This window comes from Tissierella pigra (assembly GCF_018917845.1).
Taxonomy (GTDB): Bacteria; Bacillota; Clostridia; order Tissierellales; family Tissierellaceae; genus Tissierella; species Tissierella pigra.
In genome coordinates this window covers 3,460,185-3,480,838 of sequence record NZ_JAHLPJ010000001.1, presented here as the reverse complement: position 1 = coordinate 3,480,838, position 20,654 = coordinate 3,460,185, and the positions used below count along the sequence as shown (strand labels likewise).

The following is a 20,654-nucleotide window of genomic DNA, read 5'->3' as shown; positions in this document are numbered from 1 at the left end:
AGGCTTATGAAATATTTACAAACTAAAAAAGATAAAATAAAGTTTATAAGAAGTATTTTTCAAGGCATAATCCTCTTACTATTAATTCGACTATTATTTAATGTGATTTTTGATTCTAATAAATATGAACCCTTTGATGATAGCTTGATAAATGAGGATAAGGGATTTATTGCCTTATCATATTTTGGAGTAGATAGAGAAGGTACCAACACAATGATTAGTACTGAAAGGTTGGAAGAACATTTTGAAGCATTGAACAAAAATGGCTATGTTACCCTAACTCAAAAAGATATTGAATATTATTATAAAAACAATAAAAGCCTTCCAGAAAGGTCTATGTTTCTAATGTTTGAAGATGGAAGAAGAGATACAGCAATTTTTTCAAGTAATTTACTAGAGAAATATAATTATATAGGAACTACTTTAAACTATGGAAATACCTTTGAGGAAAAGGACCCTAAGTTTCTAATGGAGAAGGATTTAAAAAAGTTGGAGAAAAGTACATTTTGGGAAATTGGCACCAATGGATATAGATTGGCCTATATAAATGTATTTGATAGGTACAACAATTACTTGGGAGAACTTAATCCTGTAGAATTTTCTGCATTAAGTAAATATATAGGGCGAAATTATAATCATTATTTAATGGATTTCATAAGAGACGAAAATAAAATACCAAAAGAAAGCTATGACCAGATGAAAGAACGTATAGAAAAAGACTATATATTAATGGATAAAATATATAAGGAAAAATTAGGAAAGTTGCCAAAAACATATGTGATTATGCACTCCAATACAGGTGGTTATGGTTCTAATAAAAATGTAAGTGCAGTTAATGAGACAATGATTTATAAGCATTTTATTATGAATTTTAATAGAGAAGGTTTTTCTCTAAATAAAAAAGAAACAAATATTTATGACTTAACTAGAATACAGCCTCAAGCATATTGGTATCCTAATCATTTGTTAATGAGAATAAAATCTGATACAAATGAAGATATAATATTTATGGAAGGAGATCCTAATATAAAAAGAGACTGGGATACTATTAGTGGAGTAGCTGAATTTAGAAAATCATCTATTATTCTTACTTCAGAGCCAAGAGGAAAGGGACTAATACGCTTAAAAAATAGTAGCAATAAAGATTATGCTTTACATACTACTCTCACAGGAAATGTACTAGGAACTCAAACCATCTATTTAAGGGCAGATGAAGGGCTAAAAAATTATATTGCCATAAAGCTAAAGAATAATAATTTATATATAGAAGATAATGATAAAGAAATCTTCTCATTAGACCTTGAAGAACATGATGGAGTGTTGCCACAATCAATAGAAGAAAATCAACTAGAGGCCTTAAATCATGAATATAAAGTCTATAATAAGAATATAAAGAAACAAAAAAACAAAACCAAGATGGAACCACAAAGAGAAGTAGAAATTCAAGAGGTTAAAAGTGTAGAAGATGGAGCAGAAAGATTTGTCAAAGAACTACAAATCAATGAATTAGGAAATAGAAAATTGGATATATATCTAAAGGATAATAAGTTATCAATAGATATAGACCATAAGGAAGTAATTAAAGATTTATCTATATCCACAAAGAATTCAGATTATATCTATTTAGAATCTGCCTGGGAGGAGTATGGATATAGTCAAAGAAATATAGCAGATGATGTATATGATGGAGTATTTGAAAATATAATTATTACAAATATTCATGATGAAAATAATATTATATATATCAATAAACTTCAAGGGAAAGAACTAGTAAAGGATAATATATTAAATATATGGAATAAGATAATTAACTGGTTTATTATAAATCTATAAATAACAGTATAGGAAATCATATTTTGTAAGGGAGAAAAACTATGGTTAAAAAACTAATGTTAATTTTTGTATTCACAATATTGCTATTGGTTTCTTGTACCAATGAAAAAAATATAGATATAGAGAATTATATGGATAAAGAGATTGAAAATAATGAGAATATCAGATTTTCAATATGGACCACTTATTGGGATACTGATGATTTGGAGCATGAATTAAAGCCTATGGGTAAGATTGATAATATATGTTACTTTGCAGCTTATTTTAATGAAGATAAGATATTATTTGTGCCTAAAGAAACAAAGAAAAGCCTTAAAAGAATTGAAAGTCTTGGAAATATGAAATATGGAAGCTATTTGACTATTGTCAATGATTTACTCCTTGCAGACAATAAGTCATCCTTAAAGGATACAGATTTACTGTACACCTTATTTGCAACAGAAGAAACAATGAATAATCATATAGAGGATATATTGAATATAGTAATCAAAGAGAGGTTTGGTGGAATAGAAATAGACTATGAAGCAATAAAGAAAGATATAAAACTTTGGGAACTTTTTATTGAGTTTATTGATAAATTATATAAATCGGCTAATGGAAAGGATATTCCAGTAAGAGTAGTGCTAGAACCCAATGTTCCCTTAGATAAAATAACTTTACCTAAAGGGCCAGAATATATAATAATGTGCTATAATCTACACGGATATGGTACTGAACCTGGTCCAAAGGCTAATAAAGGATTTATAGAAGATGTTATAAAAAAATCTGAAGGGTTAAAGGGTGATATAGGATTTGCACTTGCCACTGGTGGATACGATTTCCAAAGCAATGGTATAGTAAATGCTTTAACAGAAAGGGAAGCTGTGGAATTGTCAAGATTTTACAATAAAATTCCCAAAAGAGATGAAAGCGGTGCTTTATTCTTTAATTATATGGATAACGAAGAAGTAAGCCATCAAGTATGGTATGCCAATAAAGATACTATAAACTACTGGATTGATATTATCACAGAAGCAGGGGACTATGGTATAAGCATATGGAAAATAGGCGGAAATATAAACTTATTAAATAAAAACTAGGCTAAGACCTAGTTTTTTGTATTTCCATTAATATGCCATGATTTTCCTATTAATTTTATTTATAGTATTAGCCAAATTATAGGTATAGTTAATTGGATTTTATAAAAACGTAGTGCTATACTTTTCTAGAGATTTGGTTTCATACAAACAAAAATATCATTATAAAATACCATGGGAGGTTTACTAATGAAAAAAAGATTTTTTGCACTATTGCTTGTAATAGTGTTAATGACTAGTGTATTTGTAGGATGTACACAGCAACCTAAAGAATCAAATGATGCTTTAGTAGGTGAAGGAGAAATAGATAAGGAAACTCAAGATAAAAATGAACAGGAAAAAGTTGAGCCTGTAGATATAAAGAAGGTTTTTGTTTCCCCACAATGGGTTAAAAGTGTTATTGATGGAGGACAAGAGGAGTCAAAAAACTATATAGTATTAGAAGCGTCTTGGGGAACTGCAAATGATAGTCCTGATTATAACACAGGTCACTTAGCAGGTGCTGTTCATGTTGATATTGCAAGTATAGAGGGAGAGCCTTATTGGAATTTAAAATCTCCAGAAGAAGTAGAACAAGCAATGCTAGATTTAGGAATCACAAAGGATACAACTGTTATTTTATATGGTTCTGATCCCTCTGGTACAGCTAGGGTTGCCTATGCTTATATTTGGGCAGGAGTAGAAAATGTTAAAATATTAGATGGAAGTCTGAATGCTTGGACAAAAGCAGGATATGAACTAGAAACTGCTGCAAATGCTCCAACACCTGCAACGGAATTTGGTGCAGTGGTTCCAGCTAATCCAGAATATTGGTTATCAATAGAAGATGCAGCTAAGAAATTAGAAGGGGACCCAAATTTTAAATTAGTAAGTATTCGTTCCTACAAAGAATTTAATGGTGAAACAAGTGGTTACTCCTATATTGATAAAGGAGGCGAGCCTAAAGGTGCTGTTTGGGGCAAAGGAGGCAGCGATCCATACCATATGGAAGATTATGTCCATGAAGATGGAACTTATATTACCATGGATGAAATGAAAGAACTATGGAAAGATTTGGACTTTACCTTAGAAAATGAACTTTCTTTTTATTGCGGAACAGGATGGCGTGCATCTATTCCATTTTTAATTATGTATGAAAATGGATATACAAATATGAATATGTATGATGGTGGATGGTATCAATGGCAAATGAATGATAATCTTCCAGTTCAAGTAGGAGATCCAACTACAGATCAAGTTAAATATACAACAGTAGGTGATTTACCTAATGACAAGGCAGCAAAATAAACTTCAATATGTATTGATTATTTTATTTAGTATATTGGAGACTTTAACACTAATTGGAGCATACTCAGCTCATTATTTTACCAAAACTCGTATGGGAATGCTTCGTCATGTTGTATATCTTAATGGTAAATGGGAAAAGAATTTTCCAATTTCAACTATAAAATGGATTGCAATATGTATAATTATTGTTCTTGTGATCTTTATATTTCTAGATTTTTTCAAAAGAGATAAAAGGTATAGAGCAAAAATATTGGTAATGTTATGGACTATGGTCACAAATGGGTGGACACTATACTTCCTGTTTGCTTATGGTACAGAAAGAAATCGTGCATATTATATTTTAAGTATTTGTTTTATCTTAATGACATTGTTCCAAAATATTATATATTTTAATAGTGGGTTCAGAAAACTAAAATATTGATATAAAAAGCTAGGCCTTAGCCTAGCTTTTTTATGTAAATTTTGATAAGAAAGTTAAAATTGTGGGTAATAAATAAGATAGTGATAAAAAGGATAAAAGGTGATTCCATGAACAGGAATAGAAAAATAAAAACTCAGAGTATAATATCTATAATAATTTCAATCATAGTTGTAATTTGGGTTACGATACATATTATAGCACTGAATTATGTGGATATAGAGGAAAGATATATAGCAGAAAAGGGAGTATTGGATATTACAGATTGGAATATAGAGAACGAAGGAAATATTAAATTAGATGGACAATGGGAGTTTTATCCTGGAGTACTACTGAAGTCAGAAGAAATAAAATCCAATAGATATGATGAAATTAAAAAATATGCAGATGTACCAGGTTCATGGAAAGACTACTTAAATGAAGATGAATCCTCTCATGGAGCAGGTACATATAGGCTTGTTATTAAAGTTCCCGAAGATAGAATATATGGTGTCAAGACTAGAACCATACGATCAGCAGCTCGTATTTATTTAAATGGTCAGGAAGTTGCTCATTTAGGAAATCCGTCTGAGAATAAGGAGGATTTTAAAAGGGAAAGCAAGTACAAATTAGGAACTGGAAATAGTTTAAATAAGGAAATTGAATTAATATAGGCATCCAACTTCAAAGTTTAACTATTTATAAAAACTTTCTGCATGTACAATAGATTTCATTTTATATTTTAGAGAATTAAGTTTTTGGTAAACTGATGAAAAATCATTAAATAATTCATCTTCAGAACATCTGGCTACTGTTTGATGAATTATATTTTTAACTCTTGACCATACATTTTCTTGAGGATTTAATTCTGGAGAATATGGCGGAAGATATATTAGCTCAATTCGCTCAGCATTGCTCTTTGAAAATGCCTGTATACCTACTGATTTATGAGACTTGGCATTATCAAGAATAACATAAACTTTTTTGGTAGGATTTTCTTCTAATAATCGCTCTAATAGCTTTTGTACTTCACTAGATGTTATAGATTTTTTGTGAGAATAAACATCAGCATAAGTTTCAAATGTACTTAGTATTTCTGTGGCTCCTATAACATTAACTCCTTTATGTGAGCCATTAGATTCTAGTGCAAGGGGTTTCCCTTTAGGGCTCCAACTCCTGTAGTTATTAGGTTCATTTCTCACATATGTTTCATCGAGTGCATACATTGCTATTTCAGAAGAATTTTCTACAGTATTCAGTAGTTGTTTCATTTTTTTTAAAAGCTAATTGTTCTGATTCTTTAGCTAAAGAGGACTTTCGCTGTGCTTTTTTATATGTGAAATTTTCAGCTTTAATTATTCGTCTTATCCACTCTCCAGAGTACTGAATGTCATATTTGTTTTTAATATAATCTGCTAATAGATTGCAAGTCCATGAATATGAATTAAAGCCATGGTCTATAGGCTTAGTCTCTACTAAAGTTCTTAATAAATCATCTTTCATTTCATCAGTAAATGTCCCTATAGATCCTCCTCTATGGTCTTCAGTAGCCTCAAGGCCATACTCATTCCATTTATGAATATATTTAAGGATTGTAGGTCTAGACTTACCTAATATATTTTCTATTGTTTCGGACTTAATACCTTGATAACGCATCATAATTGCAAGTATAATTTCTTTTTTAAAATTATCATCAGTTTTTTCTCTAATATCTTTTAATTGCTCTATTGTGTATCCATGTAAAGTTTTAACTTCTACGGCTTTTCTTCCCATGCTAATTCTCCTTTGTTAATTACTATAGAATTAGTTTGTGGAAAGAAATTTACTTTATTCACTGATTATTTTAATGTATTGAGTTGGATCCCTATAGTTCAAGTAGCAAACTATGATTATAAAGTAGGAGGAATAGTTAAATCAGTTGAATTCGGTTCATTTGAATCAATTATGAGGGCAAATAGCCAAAGGCGTGCAATAGAAACACTGATGATTTCAGTCTGTTTAACACTGTGCATATATTTTCTTATAATATATTCTGAACGGAGAAAAGAATACTATTTACTGTATTTCAGTGGAATGAATCTATTTATGTCAATATATTTAGCAACAATGAATGAACAGATTTTAGACTTAATATATGACTATAGTTACAATACTAGAACCACAATTCAAGTTATATCAATGATAATAGTAACTATTTTCCTAAGTCAGTTTGTCCGCTATTTTTTCAATGACGATAGCAGCAACAAGATTGTAAATAAAATATCCATAATAGTTTTTCTTGTACTAGGAATTTTAGGTTACAGACCTAATGTGGCTATATATACTTATTTAAGACATTTACATGGTATACTTTTAACTACACTGATTATTAGATATGTTTATATCTTTTATATTTTAATAAGAGAAATATATAAAAAATCTGACTTACTGGAATACATTTTAGTAATTACAATATCTATGTTTTTGTACTGGTTTACAATGGCATTGAAAATATTAATAGAGATTGATTTAGGAAACATACATATATTATTGATTCTAATATGTATGTTTGGTATAGCAACATTGATGAATCGCCGTCTACAATTAGATTATGAAAGAGCAAATGAACTTTCAGAAAGGCTCATGAGACATGATATGTTAAAAGATGAGTTTTTAGCCAAAGCATCTCATGAATTGAGAACACCCTTACATATTATACTTAATTTAACAAAGAACTTATTGGAAGGGAAAAAGGGAACATTGAACTCCAAACAGCAGGAAAACTTATTCTTTATACATCAAGAAGGTCAAAGGTTAACTCGTTTAGTGGAGGATTTATTAGATGCTTCTCAGATAAAAAAAGAAGAGATAAAACTAAGATTAAGTCCAATTAAACCCTATGAAATTGTGGAAGATATTTTAAAAGAAATGAAAGTTTTAATTCCTAAGGATAAGTCTATTATACTAAAGAATCAGATTCCAAGTGAATTTCCGTTGCTAAAGGCTGATCCAGACAAATTTAGACAGATTGTTTATAATCTAGTACACAATGCAATTAAATATACAAGAGATGGAGAAATAGTTGTGTCTGCATCTATTATATCTGGGCAAGGTGAAATTAGAGTATCAGATACGGGAATTGGAATCAAGGAAAAGTATTTAGAAGAAGTTTTTGATATTTTTTACAAAGAAAATGAAGAAGGCCAAGGAGAGCAAGGTTTAGGATTAGGATTGTCCATAGTAAAGCATTTGGTTGAAAATCAAAATGGGAAAATATGTGTTGAGTCCCTACATGGAAAAGGCTCTATTTTTAAATTTACATTGCCAATTTATGATGGACAAATAGAACAACAAGAGGACATAATTCCCATAGAAGAAAATGTTATTCAGTCTAATATATATTTGGAAAAGTATCCTAAGTTACAAAGAGAAAATATAGAGAATATAGGTAAATTAATGGTTTTAATAGTAGATGATAAACCCTTAAATCAAAAGGTACTGGTAAATATTATGAGTCAATTGGGACTCAATACTATTTTAGCAGACAATGGAAAAGAAGCATTAGATGTACTTGAAAAAAATAAAATAGATTTAATAGTTCTAGATTTTATGTTGCCTGATATATCAGGAGATAAAGTATGTAAAAAAATACGTCAAAAATACTCTATGGTAGAGCTTCCAATTTTAATTTTAACTGCATCGGGAAGAACTATTGACTTGATGAATGCCTTTGACTATGGTGCAAATGATTTCCAGAGAAAGCCTATAGACTCTGAAGAATTAAAATCTAGAATTCAGTCCTTATTATTGATGAAAAAATCAGTAGAAGAAGGGTTAGAAAAAGAATTTCAGTACTTTTATTCACAAATTTCGCCGCATTTTCTATACAATACAATAAATACTATTATAGGTCTTAGTTACAAAGATAGTGAAAAAGCAAGAATAGCTTTAAACAATTTATCCATTTATTTTAGAGGAAAATTGGATATTCATAGAGAGAAAGGTCTAGTTACTTTGGAATCGGAGTTGGAACTAATAATGGCATATCTTGAAATAGAACAAATGAGATATGGAGAGAGATTGAATATAGAATATGATATAGAGGAAGGGTTAAAAGCTATGATTCCACCACTGACATTGCAGCCAATAGTAGAAAATTCTGTACGTCATGGAGCTACAACTAAGGCTAGCAACGGAACTGTAAAAATTACTGCAAGACGAGATATGGAAGGCTTTATAAAAATAACCATTGAAGACAATGGAATAGGAATGACAGCTGAAAAACAAGAAGAAATTCTAAAGGGCAATAATCAAAGAATTGGATTTAAAAATGTTATGGAAAAAATAAAAATAATAAAGGGGGCAAAGCTAATATTAAAAAGTAATATAGAAAAGGGGACTATAGTAGAGATAATCATTCCGGAGGTGGGATTAAATGAAAGTAATTTTAATTGATGATGAGTCTATTGCTCTAGATTTACTAAGATTTAAGCTTTCCTCCTATAAAGATGTGAATATAGTTGGCAGTTACACTAACCCTCTTGAGGCGTTAAAGGAAGTTAAAAAAATACAGCCTGATGTCATATTCTTAGATATTGAAATGGGAGAAGTAAATGGATTGGAGGTTGCTGAACTTTTTACAAAGGAACTGGCAGCTGTAGAAATAGTATTTATTACTGCTTATTCAAAGTATGCTGTAGATGCCTTTGAAATAAATGCAATTGACTATTTATTAAAACCAGTTCAAGAAAAGCGTCTAAATAAAACCATTGAAAGATTAAGACAAAAAACCATGGGAAATCATGAAATTGAGACTTTAGATAATGGATTAAAAGTAAATAGTTTTGGTACTTTTCAAGTGCTGGATAGTATGGATAACCCTTTAATCTGGCGTACTCAAAAATCTAAGGAACTATTTGCTTTCTTATGGAATAAGAAGGGAGAAGCTATTTCAAAGATGCTTATAATGGATGAAATTTTTCCCGATAAGAACTTAGATAAAGCCACTACCCTTCTACATACCACCATATATCAATTAAGAAAGAATTTAGAAAAACTAGGATATGGAAATGGAATTATCTATTTCAATGAAAGCTATCAGTTAAATGTACCTATTGTAAGTGATGTGGAAATATTAAATAAAGTATTAAGCTTAAAAGAACATGGTGAGGAAGAAATAAAAGAAATATTGAGGATTTACAAAGGTGACTTCTTAGGAGAAGAGGGTTATCTTTGGGCAATGGGCATCCGAAAAACATATGAAGATATGGTATTTAACATATTGAATAAATATGCAGGGACACAGTTAAGGGAAGGGAAATTATCTCCAACACTAAAAGCTGCTTTAGACAGTCTTTATAAAATAAATAGTTTCAATGAAGATATAGTGAAAATGATAATATATTATTATGGTATACAGAGAAATAGAGCCAGTCTCAAGGAGTTCTTTGAGGAATATGTAGTAAATATTAAAGTAGAAATGCAACTAAGTCCAATGGAAGATACTTTAAAATTGTATAAAAGGTATATGGATTATATATAAATATATAATCCATATTTCTTTGTTCAGAGATTGTTCAGAGCCTATGGATATTATATATTTGGGAAGAACGTATAAAATAATTGTATATAGCTGAGATATAGAACAGAAAGGAAGTATAAGAATGAAAAAAAGTTTCAATGTTAACTTAAAGTACCTAAGTCTAAGCACAAAAATATTAATTTCAGTACTGACAGTATTTTTAATTGTCACATCATTTTTAGTTTTTATAGGATTAAATAGTTATGTAAATATAGCCATAAATACGGAAAAAAGAAATTTAGAAAATGTAAATAATATTTCAGTAGATGCCTTAACATCTGCCAGTCGTGCCAGTAATTATATAAAGACTCATAGTAATGAGACCAGTGAGGAACTGAATAATATACTTTCTGCTGAAAATTATATAAAAGGTTTAAGTATCGGCAAAGAAGGATTTTTCGTAGCATTTAACAACAAAGGGCAAATCAAATTACATTCCAATATGGAACAGATAGATAAATATGGATTTAAAACTCAAGATGGATATGCTTTGATATATGATGATATACTGAGCTACGCCCTAGAAAATACCCCTAAGACAGAAAAGGCTCAAGAATTTCAACAACAGCTTATTGGAGAAGAAAGCTTTATAGTTAATGGTGAAGAACATTATGCAAGAATTGAAAAATGGGAAGACCTGTACATAGCAAGTATATTAGATGAATATTCAATTAGAGATGATGCTAAGAAAGAAGTGGGAAAGTTACTTGTTTTTCTTATACTTATAATTATAATCTCTTCAGTAGTGTTTATCTATCTAATTAAAATATTAATTGGGAATAAGATGAAAGTCATACGAGATAATATACAAAAATTTGGACATGGTAATTTTGAAGATTTAAAAGAAATGAAAAGCATAATTAAAGATGAAATATTTGAAACCAATGAGGTACTGGTGGATTCTTCTAGAAATATGCTGGATATAATGAAAACCTTAGGTGAGAATAGTGAAGACTTACTATTAAAGGAAGAAGAACTACAAAAATTAAGTGGAATTTATAGTACTGGTAGCAAAGAAATAGTAGCAGCAGTAGATGAGATCGCCAGTGGAAGTGAGAAACAAGCAGATGAAACTATGAGGGGACTAGAAGAGTTAAATGAGCTTAAAGAAATAATTGACGAAGAAAGACAAGGGTTTAAACTATTGAATTCAAAGGTTGAAGATATAGATAATCTTAAAAGAGAAGGTAATGAAATAATTGATGATTTAGTGGAGTATACCAATAGGAGCAACAATTCTGCCATAGAAGTACAAAAGGTAATAGGAAAATCCAATTTAAGTGCCAATAAAATAGAAGAAGCAAGTATAAAAATAAGGGAAATAGCTGACCAAACCAATCTGTTAGCACTAAATGCAAGTATAGAAGCTGCCCGAGTAGGAGAACATGGAAAGGGTTTCTCTGTAGTTGCAAGTGAAATAAGAAAATTGGCAGAAGAATCCACCTCATTTGCCATGGAAATTGGCGAAATTATAAAAGAACTATTATCAGGCTCTGAAAATGCAGTGGATTTAATCAAAGAAGTAAGAGAAGAAGCAAAAAAACAAACAGGAAGTGTAGAGAAAACAGGAGAAAAATTTCAAAGAATAAGTGAAGAAATAGAAGATATAAAAATTATAATAAATAATCTCAATGAGCAAGGTAATATACTTGAAGGAAAAAAAGAAGAAATAACAGAGGTAATAGAATATTTAAGTGCTATAGCACAAGAAAACAATAGCAATACAGAAGAAGTTTGTGCAAAAGTAGAAGAACAAAATAACAGTATTTTAGTATTGGAGGATTTAAGTAAAGACTTAAAGAAAGTCTCTGAAAATTTAGCGAATAAATTAAAGATGATATATCACAAATAAAACTTTGTTTTATAAATAAAGGGAGTTGCTGGTTATGGATATTTTTAAGGTAGATGACTTAAAAGGATACCTAGAAGGACTTAAAAGATTATTTGATATTGTTAGAGTTGTAAATCCCATATCTAAAAAAGTTGTATTTCAAAATGGACATGGAGAATATATAATTCACGGAGAGGATTGTTATGGATTCTGGAAGAAAGGTGAGTCTTGCAGCAACTGTATATCTAATAAGGCTATTCAAGACAAAAAATGTTTTACTAAAATAGAATATTTAGGTGATGGGGTATATATAGTTATTGCATCTCCCATTATATTTGAAGACAATTTATATGTTTTAGAGTTAGTTAAGGATATTACAGAAACAGGAGTTGTAACTGGACTCAATGGACTAAATACCATGGAAGCCAATAATATTATATATACACTTAACGAAAAAGCCATTAAAGACGATTTAACAGGAGTATATAATAAAAGACATATAAACAAAAGACTTCCAATAGATATAGATTATGCTAAAAAGCATAGAGAGAAATTGACAGTTGCAATGATGGATATAGATAGTTTTAAAAAAATAAATGATATATATGGACATATGGTTGGTGATTTGGTATTGAAAAAGATAGCAGAAGCCATAAGTTCAGAAGTCAGAGTCAATTACGATTGGGTTGCCAGATATGGGGGAGATGAATTTCTAATAGTACTCAAGAATTTAGATGAAACAGCAGCCATGGAAATAATGAAGAGAATACAATCAACTATAAGGAAAATGACCATTAGATTTGAAGACAGTATAATAAACGTAACACTAAGTATCGGCTTTCATACAATAGATACAGAAACTGAGAATTTTAGTAGGATAGTCTCTAAAGTAGACCAAAATCTAAAAAAAGCCAAAGATGGTGGAAAAAATAGAATAGTATAAATTTCAATAGAATTAACATATATGAAATTTATAGAAGCATATCATAATGATATGTTCAAAAATAAAGGGGGGAGGAAAAATATGAAGATGTTTTACAGCAAAAGCAGGTCTGGAATAGTGTTTATGGTAGTATTGGCAATGCTATTACAGATAATAATTCCTGCAACAGAGTTTGTCTACGCAGAAGAAAATGACAGCATATTAATAGACAAAGATTTTAGTATAGAACTAGGCGAAGACGAAGAAGGAAAAGTAACAGTAAAATGGGAGTATGTATATAGACCTGATGGAAAAAGAAAATTTAATTTGAAACTTGGTTCTATCTTCGAACAATATAAAGAAGAAACCGAAAATCTAATGTCAGGTGAAATCAAAATTGGAGAATATACAGTTTCCAGAAATGGAGAAATAACTATAAATATTGATAAAGATATTGAGACTATAGTTGAAGGACTCCAAGAAAAAACAGGGGTGGAAGAACAAGAAACGATACCAGCACCAGTAGACACAGGAGAGACTACAATAATTGATGGTAATAAGGGGTGATGATACTGGTATAATAGAAGATGAAGATACAGATGGTTCTGAGGTAATAGATGGAACTAAGGAAGATGATGAAGTTGAAGGAACTATAGATGATTCAACTGATAAAACTGAAGAGCCAATACCAGAAGTAACAGGAAGAATAGGAAAACCACTAGTATTATTAGCATATACAGGAGATATGGAAGGATTAGACTTAGATGATGGTAATGATGAAAGTTATACTTTTAGTGGGAGTTTTGTGGTTTGGGAAGGTAAATTGGATTCTGATCCTAAAAAACTAAATGCAGAAGATATAGGTATTAAAAACCTAGTATTTGGCTCAACAAAAGATAAGGATCTAGTTGCTAAAGAAACAGCAGGAGGGTATTTACTGGAATTAGGAGTAAATGAATTGGAGGATGATTTCTATATATCCTTTGATTTTAGCCTAGATGGAAATCACTCAATAAATCCGGGTGACTATTATGAATTTAGTGTTCCCACTGCATTTGCCCTCGTAGCAACTACCGAGGATATAGTCTATGAGGGAGAAACAATTGCCACATACACTATTAATGAAAGTGGTAAAATTACAATCACCTTTGCAGATGCAATAAGAAACGAAGATGGCGATGGTCAACCCGTTGATGACGGAGAATTTAAAGCATCATGGGCACTTGGTGACATTGTAAAATCGGGGCAACTTAATCAAGAATATAAGTTTGATGTAAACGGAGAGAAAAAATTAAACATTATAATTAAGAATAACAATACAGAAACAATTAAAAAACATGATGGTAAACATCCTAATAATGGTGCTACTGTTCAATGGGAAGTTGATGTAAATAAAGCGATGGCAGATATTGGAGGATGGACTCTTTCGGATTCTATGCAAGAGTATATTGTACCTAATTCCATTCAAGTTTATGAATTAATTCCTAGAGTTCAAAATGGTAATGTAGAATTCAGTAGAGCAGCAATTCCTACCACAGATGGTTTTGAATTGACAGGAGATACTTTCCCAATTACATTTAAGACTGAGAATAATAAAGCATATAAGATTTATTATGAAACAAAAGTAACAGATGATCAAAGAGAAGCTGTGTTTAATGATAATAGTACAATTAGTAATACAGTAACTTTATCAAAAGATGGTGAACAAGAGAAAACTGATACTAAAATAGCTGAATTAAAGTTTGATAAACCTATTACCAAGACGGCAACAGATTACGATTCTCGGTCTGGGGAAATAGACTGGACAGTAACTGTTAATGCTGATGGTAGAGATATTTCAGAGGGAGTTACAGTAACCGACACCCTAACCCTTGTTAATCCAGATTCAAAAGACAATAACTATATGGAGTTTGTAAAAAATGGAGATACTGTAGTAGTAACTATCAGTCCGGAAGAAAAATCTGGGACTAAGAAAGTATCATTAACAGGAGATAAAACAAGTGGATATAAATTAGTAGTTGAATTTAAGCCTACTGAAGCCAATAAAACAGCCACACATACTATTACCTATAGTACAAAAGATGATGTAGTCGATCAAGAGTATAGAGTAAAGAATGAGGCAACAATTTCTCATGGATCTAACACTAAGGAATACAAATCTAATGTAGAAGAAAAAACTGTAAAGGATGATATGATTTCTAAAGGTGGGCAAAGTGAAGATTCTATTAATTATGAAGACAAAACTATACAGTGGAACTTTACATTTAATAACAGTGAGTATGATGACATTACTAATGTTAAAATTACTGATACTTTTGAAATTGGAAAGTATTTAAAGATGTATAAGAATGATTTTATAGACTCTAATAAGTCTAAAATAGATACTAACTCAGATGGAACAGCAACATCTAACGGATTTAAATTAGAACTAAACGAACCCAAAACGGATGAAGATGGTAAAGAATATACCTTAACAGGATTTACTTTAACTTTAGTAGATGGGGGAGTCATAAATGCTCCCGTAACATTCACTTATAAGACTACTTTTGACCCAACTGAACCCTATGAAAATGATAATATTACCAATAATATATCTGTAGACTGGACTAAAGGTATAACCAAATACCTTAATTCAACTTATCATACCTCATACTTTAATGATTTTACAAAGAACAATGGTGCTAAGGTAGGAGTATACAACCCAATTAATAAGACCATTGAGTGGTATGTAGATATTAACTATAACAAACATAAATTAGCAAATGCAAAGGTCATAGATGAGTTTGGGGCTAAACAAACAATGAATGATATTGAAAATACTGTGGAGGTATATTTATTAAGTATGGAAGGTAGTGCAGACCCAAAAGAAGTAAAAAAAGTGAATAATTACACAGTAAAACCATTAAGTAGTGAAACTAGTAAAACTAGTGATTTTACTGGTTTTGAATTAACCTTTAATAATGAGATTAACCAGCCATATAGAATTAAATATGTAACCAAATACAAAGAACAGTTCATAGGAGAATTAGATGGTGATGGAGTAAAGGCAGGAAATAAAGCTACTCTATATAATATAGAACATGGTGAAGATAAAAAGATTTCTGAGCTTCCGAAAGAGATTGATGTAACTAATGCAGGGGAGTATCTAAAAAAAGATGGCCGTGACATTAGTAATAAAGACTATCTGGAATGGAAGCTAAAAGTAAATGAAAGCCAATCTCATATCAAAACAGGTTCTACAATACAGGATACATTAAACGATGGACAAATATTAGTAGAAAACTTTGATGGTTTAACATTAAACGGTATTACAACACTTCGTGACACATTCCAAATTGAAAAGAGGGTATATACGAGAACCCATGGCACGGATGATTTTAAATCAAGTCTTCATCCATTAACGAAGACAGAAGTAGATGACTTATTTAATATAGAAGTATCAGTAGATAAAAAGAGCTTTACTATTACATTGTTACAAGATATTGACCATGAATACGAAATCTCTTATGTAACAGATATTAGTGATTCGGTAGCAGATTCTTTATCCAACTCCTATACTTACAATTTTATAGGGACTGGAACTAAAACTGATACAGTTACCGAGACGCAAGCAGTAACCTATGAATTTTCAGGGGGATCAGCTGCACTAAGAAAGTATAATTTAAAGCTAGTGAAGAAGGATGGAGTCACACCACTTCAAAATGTTAAATTTGGATTATACAACAAAACAGGTTTAACTTTAATCAAAGAGATAACATCGGATGCATCAGGTGTATTAGATTTTGGGTCAATTAAATGGGGAGAATATAGATTACGAGAGACTGAACCATTGTTAGGTTATACAAATTATTTCAAAATTGGTAGTACTGGGGAATTCATCTCAGAATATATACTAAAGACAACAGGAACAGCTCCTGATATTACTTTAGATATTTTCAATGAAAAATCTGCGAAGATTATCATAGATAAATATAATAAGGATAGTAACATAAAATTAAAAGGTGCAAAATTTGAAATCAAAAAAGGTGATACGATAGTAGATACTATTATAACAGATGCGAATGGTAAGGCTAGTTCTATAGATCTGCCACCAGGTGAATACACCTTAATAGAAATTCAAGCACCAGAAGACTATGCGAAAGTTGCTCCACAAGTAGTCACTTTAGTATCAGGAATAGATAGCGAGGTATCAATTCCTAATGAACTACTTCATCAATCAGTTGAGTTAACGAAAGTGGATTCAACTGATAATGGTATAAAGCTAGAAGGGGCGATATTTACAATTCATAGTGCTGTTGATAATAAACCAGTGTTAAAGAATACCAGAGATGAAGAGTTAGGGGTGCTAAAGACAGATTCTCAAGGGGAGATTGTTGTGAACAATCTACCACTAGGTAACTATTATTTCAAAGAAGTAGAAGCATCAGACTATTATATATTATCAGGAAATGATAAAATTGATTTTGAAATTAAAGAGAATCAAACAGACACCACAAAAGTAACAGTTAAAAATACTCGTGGTAAAGGTGAAATAATAATTACAAAAGTAGATACAGAAGATGATACTATTTTCTTAGAAGGTGCAGAGTTTAAACTTACAAAACCTAATGATCCTAATTTTGTAAGAACTGGCAAAGCTAACTCGGAAGGTAAATTAACATTTGAAAATCTACCATATGATACCTATATTTTAGAAGAAATAAAAGCACCAGAAGGATATACTTTGGTTAAAGAACCAATAGAAATTGTATTAGATGGAGAAATAAATGATGTAGAAATAAGAGAAACCATTAAAAATATAAAGAAAATCTCTGTTAAAGGTACTAAAAAATGGGTAGATGGACCAGTGGAAAAACCAACTATATGGTTTAAATTATATAGAAATATAAACAATAATGACCCAGAGGCAGTTGAAGGAGCAGAGATTAAAAAACTAGAAGGTACATTATCTATAGAATGGCATGATTTAGATAAGGTTGATAAGGATGGAAATGAGTATATTTATTCCATTAAAGAAGTCAATGAAGCTGGTGAAGATTTTACACCAGGAAACTATGAGAAGGCTGGAAATGGACTAGAAATAACCAACTACTATGTTAGCCCAACAAACGCAACTGCAAAGGCTGTTAAAGAGTGGGTAAATGGTCCAGAAAATAGACCGACTATATGGTTCAAATTATATCGTCATATAGAAGGTGGAGCTAAAGAAGAAGTACCAGCAGTAGAGGCTCCAATTAAAGAATTAAAAAGTGGAACAACTGAGGTAGTATGGAATACGCTGACAAAGACGGATTCAGCTGGAAATGAATATATTTTCAGTGTTGAAGAAGTAGATGCAGAGGGAAATCAACTGATACTGCCAAACTACGACAAACAGGAAGATGGTCTAACAGTAATCAACACCTATGTAATACCAAAAACTGAATTCACAGCAACTAAAAAATGGATAGGTGGGTCAAATACAAAACCGACTATAGAACTTCAATTATATAGAGATGGAGAAAAACTTGGAGTTCCTGTTAAATTGGAAAATGGTGAAACTGAATACACTTGGAATGATTTAGACAAAACAGATATAGATGGTAAAGAATATAAGTATACTGTAGACGAGGTCAATGTTCCAAGTAGATATAGAAAGTCAATAGATGGAGCAACTATAACAAACACTTATTATTCACCAACAAGACCAAGTCCAGACCCTGGCCCAGGTCCTGATAGACCAACAAGACCTACAGACCCAGAGAAACCTACTACTCCTGTTGATCCTACTAAGCCAACAGAGCCAACAGAACCAGTAGAGCCAACAGACCCAGTGGAAATAACAGAGGTACCAAAGCCAGAGGAGCCAGAAATACCAATAGTTATTACACCACCAAAGGGTGGAACTATTGAGTTTGATGAAGATGGTAATTGGAAATATACTCCGAATCCAGGGTTTACAGGAAAGGATAGTTTTATTCTAAAACATCCAGATGGAACAGAGGAATTAATAGAAATAGATGTAGAAGCTCCAAGAAGTGGTTTAGATGAAGATGGAAATCCAGTAGAAGAAGCACCTAAACTACCAAAAACAGGAGAAATTAATAGTGTACTAATCTCTCTTGTAGGATTATTCTTCATATTAGTAGGAATAATTCTAAGAAGACGAACAGCCTAATTATTTAAAGTAGAGAATGTTAACATTCTCTGCTTTGTTTTATGTGAAAATGCTTTTATATCAGTTTTAAGTCATAAAAAAAGCATCTCTATCTATTTTTGAGATGCTTAATATTATTCGTGAAAATTCATTAAAGGTATTACAAGGGGGGGTAAGTTTGCATCAATACTAGTTGTGGTTATTATCGGTCTTAAATAGCTATATAAAATAGCTGGAGCATTCTTTTTTAATAAATCTTCTAGTTGATTATGGTTTTTCTCTAGTTCTTTATCCCAGCTGAACATACCTTCTATCTCCATTTCAAGTTTGAAAGGTACTTCTTTAAAATTACTATTTTCGAAGAATTTTAAATTAAGTATTACTATAGCAGTCATTTCTTCATTAGACATTTTAATCACCTTTACATTGTTATCGATTTCTAGAGATATTTCTCCTGGAAAATCAAAGTTTTTATTAGCTTGAAATATATTTTTAGTAACTCTCGGCTTATTTATTAATTGAAAACTACTGGGTTTCAAATCTATCACTCCTTTAAGCTGCATCTATTATTGTTTCGCCAATACTTACTGATTCAGCCACGTATAAACTGTTACAATCTGCTAAATTGTAACTGCTACTAAACTTACCATAGTTAAAATCCTCAGAAACTTGTATTTGCATTTTATGTGATGTATTTTTTTCATCTACTTTTATCAACATATTTGTACTAAATTCAACTTCTTTTCCATATTCATCAAGTATATAATGTTTTCCATCAGTACTGTCTCTTATCTCAATACCCATCTCGTTGCTAATCTTAAGAATTTCTTCTATACATAACATATTAAAACCTCCTAAGAGTATAAATCTTTCTTAACTATAACTTCATTTCTACTTGCACACATTTGAACTTCGTTATATTTATACCCATATATATTGTTTTCATACTTCATTACATTTTTTGTCCTATTATTAGGAAATGTATGCTTTATTAAATCAATGTTCTTGTCTTTTTTATAGATATTGAGCCCGAAGCACATTCCTTCATATTTATTTTTAAATACAACACTTTTTCCTTCTTTAGATAACAATTGGAGAATTTCATTATAGTATTTATCATATTTATGCATTTCTTCAGGATTATCAAGATCCAAATATTTATCTTCTTCAACTTCAATCATACACTTTAAAACAACGGGATTTGGACTACAATAGTAAGTTCCCTTTGCCCAACTTTGAGCATCTATTTTGTATGTAAAGAGATATATTCCATGACCAAGCCATTCATTTTTTCTTTTTTTATTTATTAAAAAACCATCTTTATTTATTTTATTCCAATTATCCAGAGAAGTTGCATGAAATCCTGTAAATTCGAGTTTTTTCAATTAATCACAACCAATCTATTTTTAAACTTACATACTAAAGTTATATATACAACATCATTATATCATTGTTACTTTAAGAATTCATCTTTATTTTTAAATAATTATTTTTCATATGAAAAATAATTATTAATGAAAAAAGTGGGTATATAATAATCAAGATCAAGTAAAATGATTTAATTATATAGGACAAAATGCCTATACGTTTGAACCTAATATTATGATAGAAT

16 protein-coding genes are annotated in these 20,654 nt (G+C 30.6%); 11 read left to right on the top strand and 5 right to left on the bottom strand.

Features of this window, described 5'->3' with window-relative positions; all coding sequences use genetic code 11:
* Positions 1 to 6 precede the first annotated feature (6 nt).
* From KQI41_RS16905 to KQI41_RS16885, 5 genes are all read left to right on the top strand, one after another.
* The gene (locus KQI41_RS16905) at positions 7 to 1,833 is read left to right on the top strand and encodes a polysaccharide deacetylase family protein (protein WP_154440670.1); all 1,827 of its coding nucleotides are present in this window, start codon (positions 7 to 9) and stop codon (positions 1,831 to 1,833) included.
* A gap of 41 nt (positions 1,834 to 1,874) precedes the next feature.
* A complete protein-coding gene (locus KQI41_RS16900) occupies positions 1,875 to 2,912 on the top strand; it encodes a glycoside hydrolase family 18 protein (protein WP_216585776.1) in 1,038 nt (345 codons plus the stop codon).
* Positions 2,913 to 3,098: 186 nt separating this feature from the next.
* A complete protein-coding gene (locus tag KQI41_RS16895; protein WP_216585775.1) occupies positions 3,099 to 4,196 on the top strand; it encodes a sulfurtransferase in 1,098 nt (365 codons plus the stop codon).
* The gene (locus tag KQI41_RS16890) at positions 4,177 to 4,617 is read left to right on the top strand and encodes a hypothetical protein (RefSeq protein WP_216585774.1); all 441 of its coding nucleotides are present in this window, start codon (positions 4,177 to 4,179) and stop codon (positions 4,615 to 4,617) included. The genes KQI41_RS16895 and KQI41_RS16890 overlap by 20 nt, the downstream gene beginning before the upstream one ends.
* 107 nt (positions 4,618 to 4,724) lie before the next feature.
* Positions 4,725 to 5,267: a hypothetical protein gene (locus tag KQI41_RS16885; RefSeq protein WP_216585773.1), complete on the top strand. Its 543-nt coding sequence runs from the start codon at positions 4,725 to 4,727 to the stop codon at positions 5,265 to 5,267.
* Positions 5,268 to 5,288: 21 nt separating this feature from the next.
* Here KQI41_RS16885 and KQI41_RS16880 read toward each other — a convergent pair whose 3' ends face one another.
* Both KQI41_RS16880 and KQI41_RS16875 read right to left on the bottom strand, forming a co-directional pair.
* Positions 5,289 to 5,864, bottom strand: coding sequence for an IS630 family transposase (locus tag KQI41_RS16880; RefSeq protein ID WP_216585027.1), 576 nt, complete (start codon positions 5,862 to 5,864; stop codon positions 5,289 to 5,291).
* Positions 5,827 to 6,366: a helix-turn-helix domain-containing protein gene (locus KQI41_RS16875; protein ID WP_216584828.1), complete on the bottom strand. Its 540-nt coding sequence runs from the start codon at positions 6,364 to 6,366 to the stop codon at positions 5,827 to 5,829. Before KQI41_RS16875 ends, KQI41_RS16880 begins: the two co-directional genes overlap by 38 nt.
* A gap of 12 nt (positions 6,367 to 6,378) precedes the next feature.
* Between KQI41_RS16875 and KQI41_RS16870 the strand changes: the two genes are divergently transcribed.
* From KQI41_RS16870 to KQI41_RS16845, 6 genes are all read left to right on the top strand, one after another.
* Complete coding sequence (locus KQI41_RS16870; RefSeq protein ID WP_244971115.1) at positions 6,379 to 9,027, top strand: hybrid sensor histidine kinase/response regulator; 2,649 nt, start codon at positions 6,379 to 6,381, stop codon at positions 9,025 to 9,027.
* Complete coding sequence (locus tag KQI41_RS16865) at positions 9,008 to 10,114, top strand: response regulator (RefSeq protein ID WP_216585772.1); 1,107 nt, start codon at positions 9,008 to 9,010, stop codon at positions 10,112 to 10,114. Before KQI41_RS16870 ends, KQI41_RS16865 begins: the two co-directional genes overlap by 20 nt.
* Before the next feature lie 121 nt (positions 10,115 to 10,235).
* Positions 10,236 to 12,005: a methyl-accepting chemotaxis protein gene (locus KQI41_RS16860; protein ID WP_216585771.1), complete on the top strand. Its 1,770-nt coding sequence runs from the start codon at positions 10,236 to 10,238 to the stop codon at positions 12,003 to 12,005.
* 34 nt (positions 12,006 to 12,039) lie between these two features.
* Positions 12,040 to 12,927 (top strand): GGDEF domain-containing protein, encoded by an 888-nt coding sequence (locus tag KQI41_RS16855; RefSeq protein WP_154440684.1) that lies wholly within the window; start codon positions 12,040 to 12,042, stop codon positions 12,925 to 12,927.
* Between the two features lie 81 nt (positions 12,928 to 13,008).
* Positions 13,009 to 13,473, top strand: coding sequence for a hypothetical protein (locus KQI41_RS16850; protein ID WP_154440686.1), 465 nt, complete (start codon positions 13,009 to 13,011; stop codon positions 13,471 to 13,473).
* Positions 13,457 to 19,063 carry a SpaA isopeptide-forming pilin-related protein gene (locus KQI41_RS16845; RefSeq protein WP_229768572.1) on the top strand — a complete coding sequence of 1,869 codons (5,607 nt, stop codon included), beginning with the start codon at positions 13,457 to 13,459 and terminating at the stop codon, positions 19,061 to 19,063. Before KQI41_RS16850 ends, KQI41_RS16845 begins: the two co-directional genes overlap by 17 nt.
* A 113-nt stretch (positions 19,064 to 19,176) precedes the next feature.
* On the opposite strand, the gene KQI41_RS16840 is transcribed toward KQI41_RS16845, so the two are convergent.
* Genes KQI41_RS16840 through KQI41_RS16830 form a run of 3 tightly spaced genes read right to left on the bottom strand, consistent with a single transcriptional unit; the run spans position 19,177 to position 20,427 of the window.
* Positions 19,177 to 19,581 (bottom strand): protein-export chaperone SecB, encoded by a 405-nt coding sequence (locus KQI41_RS16840; RefSeq protein ID WP_216585770.1) that lies wholly within the window; start codon positions 19,579 to 19,581, stop codon positions 19,177 to 19,179.
* Positions 19,582 to 19,594: 13 nt separating this feature from the next.
* Positions 19,595 to 19,885: a hypothetical protein gene (locus KQI41_RS16835; protein WP_154441735.1), complete on the bottom strand. Its 291-nt coding sequence runs from the start codon at positions 19,883 to 19,885 to the stop codon at positions 19,595 to 19,597.
* An 11-nt stretch (positions 19,886 to 19,896) separates the two neighbouring features.
* Positions 19,897 to 20,427, bottom strand: coding sequence for a hypothetical protein (locus KQI41_RS16830; protein ID WP_154441733.1), 531 nt, complete (start codon positions 20,425 to 20,427; stop codon positions 19,897 to 19,899).
* Between the last annotated feature and the right edge of the window lie 227 nt (positions 20,428 to 20,654).